The organism is Bradyrhizobium sp. P5_C11_2, assembly GCF_054049755.1.
Genome location: NZ_JBFULT010000022.1, coordinates 20758 through 30276 on the forward strand (window position 1 = coordinate 20758; position 9519 = coordinate 30276).

Below are 9519 nucleotides of genomic sequence, written 5' to 3' on the forward strand. Positions count from 1 at the left end.
CGGATCGACCCTGTAAAGACGTGCCATGCTGAACAGAGTTCCCATGCGTGCGGCGATGGGCGTCGCAACAACCCTGCTTGCGTCGTCGCTGGCGATGGCAGCCCGCGCCGACGATTCGTCGCCCTGGCAGCGCGACGGACATTCCGCAGTGCGGTTGCTGGCGGGTTCGCGCAGCGGCGCGGTCCTGCTCGGCGGTATCGCCTTCCAGATCCAGAAGGGCTGGAAAACCTACTGGCGCACGCCCGGCGATTCCGGTGTTCCGCCGCGGTTCGACTTCTCGAAGTCGGACAATGTCGAGGCGGTGACGGTCTTGTGGCCGGCGCCCCTGAAATTCGATGACGGCGCGGGCGGCCATTCAATCGGCTATCACGACCAGATCGTGCTGCCCTTGCGCATCGTCGCCAAGGCGCCCGACAAGCCCGTGACCTTGCGCGCCGAGATCAATTACGCGGTGTGCGAGAAGCTCTGCATTCCTGTCGAGGCCAGCGCCGAACTTGGCTTCAACAGCGTCGCCTCGACCGAGGACGCGAACTTGCGTGCGGCGCTCGACACCGTGCCCAAGCCCGCCAATGTCGGCGATCCCAATCCGCTGACCATCCGCGACGTCAGGCGCGACGGGCCCAAGAACGTGTTGGTCGACGTGGTTGCGCCGGATGCGCGCAACGTCGATCTGTTCGTGGAAGGGCCGACGCCCGACTGGTCGCTGCCGATTCCGGCGCCGGTCGAGCCCAGCCCGGCCGGCGTGAAGCGCTTCTCGTTCGAGCTCGACGGGTTGCCGCCAGGCGCCAAGCCCGACGGCGCGGCGCTGAAGTTCACGCTGGTCGGGCCGGAGAAGTCGTACGAGTTCAATACAAATTTGGAATGAGCCCGAGCTGAGTTGCGCTGCCGGCGCCATATATTCAGCGTCGTGCCGGGGCGCGCGCAGCGCGAGCCCGGGACCCATAACCACAGGGAGTGGTTTGGCGAAGACTCGTGGTTACCAGTGGGCGCAACAACTTTTCCCTGGGGTTATGGGCCCCCGCCTTCGCGGGGGCGACACCGCGTATGGGACGCCCACCCAACCGAATCTTAACGAATGGTTGCTAGTCCCGAAGGCTGCCGCAGCATGTGGGACGCCTGGGGATTTTTCGACGTGGCCGTGATGGACACACAACCCGCAACGACCGGACCGGCCGGGCTGATCGCGCGGCTGCGGGCCAAGCTCTCGGGCGGGTCGAGCGAAGCGTCGCTGACGCGGCGGCTGGCCGGCACCATCTTCATCATCCGCGTGATCAGCGCAGGCCTTGCCTATTTTTCGCAGGTTCTGCTGGCGCGCTGGATGGGGACGTCCGACTACGGCATCTATGTCTATGTCTGGACCTGGGTCCTGCTGCTCGGCAGCATGATGGATTTCGGCCTCTCGGCCTCGGCCCAGAAGATCATCCCGGAATACCGCACCGCGGGCGAGCATGCGCTGCTGCGCGGCTTTCTGTCCGGCAGCCGCTGGCTGACCTTTGCCGTGTCCACGCTGGTGTCGCTCGGCCTCGCCGGCATCGTCAGACTGCTCTCGCCCTGGATCGATCCGGCCGAGGCGCTGCCGCTCTATATCGGCTGCATGACGCTGCCCGCCTTCGTCGTCGCCAACACCCAGGACGGCATTGCCCGCTCGCATGACTGGATGCAGCTCGGATTGATGCCGCAATTCATCATCCGCCAGGCGCTGATCATCGGCATCACGGCCTCTGCCTTCCTGCTCGGCTACCATCTCGGCGCCGTCGCCGCGATGGTCGCGAGTGCCGGCGCGGTCTGGATCGCGATGACCGGGCAGATGGTCGTGCTGAACCGCAAGCTCGCCGGCCACATCGCGCCCGGTCCCAAGACCTATGACATAAGCGGCTGGCTCGCCGTCTCGCTGCCGATCCTGCTGGTCGAGAGCTTCTACCTGCTGCTGTCCTACACCGACGTGCTGGTGCTGCAGCAATTCCGCCCCTCCGACGAGGTCGGCGTCTACTTCGCGGTGGTCAAGACGCTGGCGCTGGTCTCCTTCATCCACTATGCGATGTCGGCGACGACGGCGCATCGCTTCGCCGAATACAACGCAGCTGGCGACAAGGCGCGGCTGTCGGCCTATGTGGCCCACGCCATCAACTGGACGTTCTGGCCGTCGCTGGCGGCGACCATCGTGCTGCTTGCGCTCGGCAAGCCGCTGCTCTGGCTGTTCGGGCCGCAATTCGTGATCGGCTACGACATCATGTTCGTCGCCGCGATCGGGCTCGTGGTGCGGTCAGCGATCGGGCCGGTCGAACGCCTGCTCAACATGCTCGGCGAGCAGAGGATCTGCGCACTGGCCTACGCGCTCGCCTTCGTGATGAACCTCGTGCTCTGCGTCGCGCTGGTGCCGCGCTTCGGCGGCCACGGCGCCGCGGCCGCGACCTCGATCTCGCTCAGCTTCGAGACGATCCTGCTGTTCTGGATCGTGCGGCAGCGGCTGGGGCTGCACGTGCTGGCATTCGGCAGAAGCGCGACTTGAATGGGCCCGGCGCGTCAGCCGCTCTGAAAGGCAACGACCGCTGCGTCCGCCACCAGCAGCGCATCGAGCATCATGCGGCCTGACGTGTCCGCCTGCATCAGCGGATCGGACTTGAACATCGCCTTGAGAAAGCCGGACACGGCGCGAATGCGCGGCACGAACTGGAGGTCGCTGTGGACGTTGATCCAGACGTCGCGCGTCGTCGACATCTTCTCGTGCAGCACCGGGATAAGATCGTCGCGGCCGGCCACCGCAAAGCTCGGCAACAACACCAGACCGATCCCGCCGGCGGCGGCGTTCATCTGCGCGATCATGCTGTTGGAGTGAAAGCTGACCGGGGGATTGCGGATGATGTCGTCGAGCCAGCGAACCGAGTCGAGCTGGATCAGGTCGTCGATATAGGTGACGAAGCTGTGGCGCGCCAGCTCCGCGGGCCGTTCGGGCATGCCTTCGCGCGCGAGATAGTCCCGTGAGCCGTAGAGGCCGAGCTGAAAACTGCCGAGCTGCTCGGACACCATGCCCTGCCCCGGCGGACGAAAGAAGCTCAGGAAGAGATCGGCCTCGCGCCGGTTGACCGAGACGGCCTGCGGCGAGGTCAGGAGCTCGATGGTCAGGTCGGGATAGCGCTGGCGCAAGCGACCGAAGCGTGATGCCAGATAGAGGGAGGCGATGCCTTCCATCGTGGCGAGCCGCACGCGGCCCGCCATCCGGCTGCCGCCGCGCTGCACATCCTGATGCATGGCGATGACGGCGCTTTCGATCCGTTCGGCATGGCAGAGCAGGCGCTCGCCGGCTTCGTTGACGCGCAGGCCCTGCGGCGAGCGCTCGAACAGCGCGGCGCCGAGCGCGCTTTCCAGATGCGCGATCCGGCGGCTGATGGTGGACTGATCGACCCGCAGCCGCTTGGCGGCGCTGCCCAGGCTGCCGCCGCGGGCGGCGTGAAGGAAGACCTTGAGGTCGTCCCAATCGAGCGCGTTGAACTCCTGCATAGCTCCCCCCAAACAGCAAGCGCTGTGCCAGCAGCGGCACGGTGGGACGGATTGTCGCCGCCTGCAAGCCGTCTTGCAGGATTGTCTGTAGCCGGGTCCCGGGGAGCCAATTAGCCTGCCCGGAACCAAGGACAGAGCCATGCTTCCCCGCTTCAAGGCCGCCGCGGTGCACGCCGCGCCGGTGTTTCTCGACCGCTCGGCGACCACAAAAAAGGCAATCTCGCTTATCCGGGAGGCAGCCGCCGCCGGCGCCGAGATCGTGGCATTTTCCGAGACCTTCATTCCGGCATTCCCGGTCTGGGCTGCGCTGTGGGCTCCGATCGACAATCACGACCTGTTCGTGCGCATGGCCGACCAGTCGGTGCTGGTCGACGGCCCCGAGATCAAGGCGATCCGGGACGAAGCGCGCGCGCTCGGCATCGTGGTGTCGATCGGCATCAGCGAGAAGTCGCCGGCCAGCGTCGGAGCGATCTGGAATACCAACCTCTTGATCGGCGAGGACGGTGAGATCCTGAACCATCACCGCAAGCTGGTTCCGACCTTCTACGAGAAGCTGATCTGGGCCAGCGGCGATGGCGCAGGATTGCGCGTGGTCGACACCAGGATCGGCAAGATCGGGCAACTGATCTGCGGCGAGAACACCAACCCGCTGGCACGCTATTCGCTGATGGCGCAGGGTGAGCAACTCCACATCTCGAGCTGGCCGCCGGTCTGGCCGACCCGCCGGCCGGCCGCCGGCGGCAACTACCATATCGCAGCCGCCACCCGGATCCGCGCCAGCGCCCATTGCTTCGAGGCGAAAGTGTTCGGCCTCGTCACCGCCGGCGTGCTCGACAAGGCGGCGCGCGACATGCTGGTGGCGCGCGATGCCGCCGCCGCCGCAGTGCTCGATGCCACGCCGCGCGCGGAAACCTTCTTCCTCGATCCGACCGGCGAGCAGATCGGCGAGGCGCTGCGCGACGAGGAAGGTATCCTCTACGCCGACATCGATCTCAATCGTTGCGTCGAGCCGAAGCAGTTTCACGACGTGGTCGGCTACTACAACCGCTTCGACATTTTCGACCTCAGCGTCGATCGCCGCCGGCTCAATCCGGTGGCGTTCACCGGGGACGCGGCGACGCCGCCCGACGCGGCCGCCGATCCCCGGCCGCGCACGACGATCGATGCCGGGTCGTGAATTCGCCGGGCTCTGTTCCCAACCGCAATCCACCGGCCGATCCGGCGGTGATGAAACATGGAAGGTGAGTCATGAAGTTTGACCGTCGTCAGATCCTGCTCGGAAGCGCCGGCGCCGCGGCCGGACTGATGCTTCCGGGTGGCACCGCCTTGCTTTCAAGTGGCGCAGCCCTGGCGCAGACGCCGGCCAGCATCGGCACCTTTCCGGACGGCGTCTCCGCGGAGTCGGTGTTCGTCGGATTGACGATCCCGCTGACCGGTGTCTTCTCCGGCGACGGCGGCGACCTCAAGCTCGGATACGAACTCGCGATCGCGCAGATCAACGCGGGAAGCGAGGCGGCGCAGAAATGGGGATTGCAGGGCAAGGGCGTGCTCGGCCGCCAGATCCGCTACAAAGTGTCGGACACCGAGGGAAAGCCCAATCTCGACGTGCAGAGCGCCACGCAGTTCATCCAGCGCGACAAGGCGATCATGGTATCCGGCTCGGTCTCGAGCGCCAGCGCCATCGCGCTCGAAGAGCTCGGCTCCCGCGAGAAGGTGCTCTATATGGTCGGCATCGCCGGCTCCAACGACATCACCGGCAAGAACTGCCAGCGCTACGGCTTCCGCTCGCAGCAGAACGCCTACATGGCCGCGAAGGCGCTCGCGCCGGTCGTCGCCAAGGCGCTCGGCAAGAACATGAAGACCGCCTTCCTGGTGCCGGACTACACCTATGGTCATACGGTGTATGACAGCTTCGCAAAGTTCTCCAAGGAGCAGGGCTGGCAGCAGGTCGCCAAGGAAGTGGTCCCGCTCGGAACCACCGATTACTCCTCGGCGCTGCTCAACATCGCCAACAGCGGCGCCGACGTGTTCGTCAACATCGCCTTCGGCGCCGATGCGGTTGCCTCGACCAAGCAGGCCGAGCAGTTCGGCGTGCTGAAGCGCATGAAGCTGGTGGTGCCGAATCTGTCGTCGTTCCAGGACAAGGAGCTCGGCGCCGAGATCATGCAGGGCGTTTATGGCAGCTGCGACTTCTGGTGGACGCTGTCGGACCGCTATCCGCTCGCGAAGGGCTTCGTCGACGCGTTCGTCGCGCAGAACAAGTATCATCCGCGCTGGGGCGCCCATATCGGCTACATGCAGACCTATCTCTGGGCACTCACGGTGGAGCGCGCCAAGAGCTTCAATCCCGTCGAGATCATCAAGGCGATGGAAGACTCGAAATCACAGCCTTACGAGACCACGATCGGCAAGGTGTACTTCCGCGCCGAGGATCACCAGATGGTGCGCCCGATCCCGATCCTGCGCGGCAAGGCGCCGGCCGAGATGAAGAATCCGGAGGATTATTACGAGATCGTCGACGTCGCCGACGGYGAGAGCGTGATGAATCCGCCGGACGCGTTCGGCTGCAAGCTCGGCCCCTATATCTGAGCCGCCCCGATGCCGAGCTGGCCCGCCCTCGCCTCGCAGGCCTTCAACGGCCTCGCCCTCGGTTCGCTGCTGGCGCTCGTCAGCAGCGGCCTGACCATCATCCTGGGCACGCTCGGCGTGCTGAACTTCGCGCATGGCGCGCTGTTCGCCGTGGGCGCCTATGCCGCCTTCGTCATGCTGCAATACACGCAGTCGTTCCTGCTCGCGATCGCCATCGGCTGCGGCTTCATGCTGGTGCTCGGCGTCCTGCTCGAGCGTTTGATCGTCCGCCTGTTCTACGACCGTCCGCATGAGGACCAGATCCTCGTCACCTACGGCATCGGCATCGTGCTGGTGGAGTGCGTTCGCGCCGTCTTCGGCGGCAACGCGCAGCGCGTGCCGACCCCGTCCTGGGGACAGGGCGCCACCCAGCTCGGTTTCCTGATCTATCCGACCTACCGTCTCCAGCTCATCGCCATCATCGCCATGCTGCTGCTCGGCCTCTACCTCGTGCTCTATCGGACCTCGATGGGTCTGGTGGTCCGGGCCGGGATCGAGAACCCGCGCATGGTCGGCATCCTCGGCATCAATCTGCGGCGCACCTCCCTGCTGGTGTTCGCGATCGGCGTCGTGGCGGTGGGCCTCGCCGGGATGCTGTACGCCCCGGTGGTGGCGGTGACGCCGGACATGGGCGCGAACTTCATGGCGCAATCGTTCGTCGTGATCGTGCTCGGCGGCCTCGGCTCGTTCCCGGGCGCCGTGGTCGGCGGCCTGATCGCCGGCGAGATCATCAGCCTGACCAGCGCGTTCAATTCCTCCTATTCGGAGGTGATGCTGTATGCGCTGATGGCGCTGTTGCTGGTGCTGCGGCCGCAGGGCCTGTTCGGGTCGGAAGGACGGGTATGAGCAAGGCGCGGTCCGGCCTGGCTCGGAGCCACGCTCCGGAGCTCGCGGTTCTCTTCACCCTGGTCACGGCACCGGTGGCGTTTCCCCATCTTGGCTTTTCGATCGACCTGCTGACGCGGGTGTTGAATTGGGGCCTGATCGGGCTCGGCTTCGACATCCTGTTCGGGCTGGCCGGCCTGTTGTCGTTCGGGCAGGCCGCGTTCTACGGCGTCGGCGGCTTCGTCACGGCCTATCTGCTGGTTTCCGGCGCGTTGAGCAGCGTCTGGCTGGCGCTTGCCGCCGGCACGATAGCGGCGGGCGCATTCGGCCTTCTCGTCGGCTGGCTCGCGGTGCGGCGCATCGGCATCTACTTCACGATGATCACGCTCGCCTTCGGGCAGATGGCCTACTTCATCGAGAACTCGCCGCTGTCGCATTATACCGGCGGCGAGAACGGCATCCCCGGCGTGCCGGTGCCGATGCTCGGCTTCGGCGAGCACGCCGTGCGCATCGGCGCGGGACTGCCGATGTATGTGTTGTTCGCGGTGATCTTCTTCGGTGCTTACGTGCTGGCGCGCCGCATCGTCCGTTCGCCCGTCGGCGCGATCCTGCTCGCCATCAAGGAGAACACCGCCCGCGTCGCGATGCTCGGCCACAACGTGCCGGCCTACAAGCTCGCGGCCTTCGTCACCGCCGCGCTTTATGCAGGCCTTGCCGGCGGCCTGCTCGGCTCGTTCCAGAGCTACATGCCGCCCGACGCGTTCTCGCTGGAAACGTCGGGCCAGCTCGTGGTCCAGACCATCGTCGGCGGCGCCAACACCTTGATCGGGCCGCTGGTCGGCGCCGCGGTGTGGCTGTGGCTGCGCGACAATCTCCAGCTCATTCCCGGCCTCACCACGCTGTGGAAGCTGGTGCTCGGCATCGCCTTCATCGTCCTGGTCGTATGCCTGCGCCGCGGCATCTGCGGCGAGATTGTCCATTGGTGGACCGAGCGCCGGACCCTTGCGGCACGACAGGCCGCCGAGGCCGTGACCGAGGCGATCGAAGCGACCGGGAGCGCGCCGGCCTCATCGCGCCGGACGCACGACGCCGGCCTGCCACTGCCACCGCCCGCGACCGGCGACAGCGACATTGCCCTCGAGGCGCGCGCGCTGGCGCGTCACTATGGCGGACTGAAAGCGGTCGATGGCGTCTCGTTCAAGGTCCGCTGCGGCTCCATTCACGCCGTGATCGGCCCCAACGGCGCCGGCAAGAGCACGCTGTTCAAGATGCTGCTCGACGAGGTCAGCCCGACCTCGGGAGACGTGCTGCTGTTCGGCGCAGAGGTGACCGGCCACGGTGTCAGCCGCGCGGCGCAGTTCGGCATCGCCAAGTCCAACCAGTTGAACCAGCTGTTTCCGAACCTCTCGGTGCGGAAGAACCTGCGCATCGCCGCGCTGGCGCGCAGCCGCGGTCCGCTGCGCATTGACCTGTGGCGGCCTGCCGACAGCCTGCCGCAGGTGGAAGCGCAGGTCGACGCGATCATGGCGCTGCTCGACCTCGACGCACGCGCCGACACGCCGGCCCACATTCTGGCCTATGGCGAGAAGCGGCGGCTCGAGATCGGGATGGCGCTCGCCACCAGCCCGAAGGTGCTGCTGCTCGACGAACCGCTCGCCGGCATGAGCCCGTCGGAGCGAGCTGCCACCTGCGCGCTGATCCGCGACATCGCGCGGACCTGCACCATCGTCATCGTCGAGCACGATCTCGACGCGATCTTCGGCCTGGCCGAGCGCATCACCGTGCTCTACGAAGGCCGCCTGCTGGCCGACGGCACCCCCGACGAGATCCGCGGCAACCAGCAGGTTCAGGACGCCTATCTGGGAGGGCTTCACGCACATGAGCCTGCTTGAAGTCGACCGCATCAACACGCTGTACGGCGATTCCCACGTGCTGTTCGACCTGTCGATCCGGGTCGAGGAAGGCGAAGTCGTGGCGCTGCTCGGCCGCAACGGCGCCGGCAAGACCACCACGCTGCGCTCGATCATGGGCGTGCTGGCGCCCAGAAGCGGCGAGATCCGGCTCGACGGCAAGCCGATCGGCGGCCTGCCGCCGTCGGCGATCGCCAATATGGGCGTGCAGCTCGTTCCCGAGGAGCGGGCGATCTTCGGCGGACTGACGGTGGAGGAGAACCTGCGCATCGCCGCCCTGACCGCACCCAACGCCTGGTCGTTCGAGCGCATTTACCAGGTGTTTCCGCGGCTGAAGGAACGCCGCAAATCGGCGGGACGCACCTTGTCGGGCGGCGAGCAGCAGATGCTGTCGATTGCGCGCGCGCTGATCCGCGACGCCCGCATCATCCTGCTCGACGAGCCGTTCGAAGGGCTGGCGCCGCTGATCGTGCGCGACCTGGTCGCGGTCGCGGCCAGCCTTGCGCGCGAAGGCCGCACCATGATCGTGGTCGAGCAGAACGTCGCCGCGGCGCTCAGCTTTGCCAACCGCGTCTACGGCCTCAACAACGGGCATGTGGTGTTCGAGGGCACGTCCGCCGAGCTCAGCGCCAATCCGGACCTGGCGCGGGACTTCCTC

At 66.5% G+C, this 9519-nt stretch carries 8 protein-coding genes; 7 read left to right on the forward strand and 1 reads right to left on the reverse strand.

Translation table 11 applies throughout. The features are described 5' to 3' along the window. Window positions 1-25: 25 nt before the first annotated feature. Window positions 26-865, forward strand: a complete 840-nt coding sequence (locus tag ACXJL8_RS04385; protein ID WP_456620734.1) for a protein-disulfide reductase DsbD domain-containing protein — start codon at window positions 26-28, stop codon at window positions 863-865. A 267-nt stretch (window positions 866-1132) separates the two neighbouring features. Continuing rightward, complete coding sequence (locus ACXJL8_RS04390; protein ID WP_456620757.1) at window positions 1133-2509, forward strand: flippase; 1377 nt, start codon at window positions 1133-1135, stop codon at window positions 2507-2509. A 14-nt stretch (window positions 2510-2523) separates the two neighbouring features. On the opposite strand, the gene ACXJL8_RS04395 is transcribed toward ACXJL8_RS04390, so the two are convergent. After that, window positions 2524-3498, reverse strand: coding sequence for a LysR family transcriptional regulator (locus ACXJL8_RS04395; RefSeq protein WP_456620735.1), 975 nt, complete (start codon window positions 3496-3498; stop codon window positions 2524-2526). A 139-nt stretch (window positions 3499-3637) separates the two neighbouring features. Here ACXJL8_RS04395 and ACXJL8_RS04400 point away from each other — a divergent pair, with 139 nt between their 5' ends. The 5 genes from ACXJL8_RS04400 to ACXJL8_RS04420 form a co-directional block, all read left to right on the forward strand. Continuing rightward, a complete protein-coding gene (locus ACXJL8_RS04400) occupies window positions 3638-4675 on the forward strand; it encodes a carbon-nitrogen hydrolase family protein (protein WP_456620736.1) in 1038 nt (345 codons plus the stop codon). Between the two features lie 71 nt (window positions 4676-4746). Then, entirely contained in the window at window positions 4747-6087 is a 1341-nt protein-coding gene (locus ACXJL8_RS04405) for an ABC transporter substrate-binding protein (RefSeq protein ID WP_456620737.1), read from the forward strand. Between the two features lie 9 nt (window positions 6088-6096). Continuing rightward, the gene (locus ACXJL8_RS04410; protein WP_456620738.1) at window positions 6097-6972 is read left to right on the forward strand and encodes a branched-chain amino acid ABC transporter permease; all 876 of its coding nucleotides are present in this window, start codon (window positions 6097-6099) and stop codon (window positions 6970-6972) included. Further along, on the forward strand, window positions 6969-8843 hold the full coding sequence (locus tag ACXJL8_RS04415) for a branched-chain amino acid ABC transporter ATP-binding protein/permease (RefSeq protein WP_456620739.1): 1875 nt from the start codon (window positions 6969-6971) through the stop codon (window positions 8841-8843). Before ACXJL8_RS04410 ends, ACXJL8_RS04415 begins: the two co-directional genes overlap by 4 nt. Continuing rightward, window positions 8830-9519 (forward strand): ABC transporter ATP-binding protein (locus tag ACXJL8_RS04420; protein ID WP_456684666.1); only part of this gene is annotated, 690 nt, incomplete at its 3' end. The genes ACXJL8_RS04415 and ACXJL8_RS04420, both read left to right, overlap by 14 nt.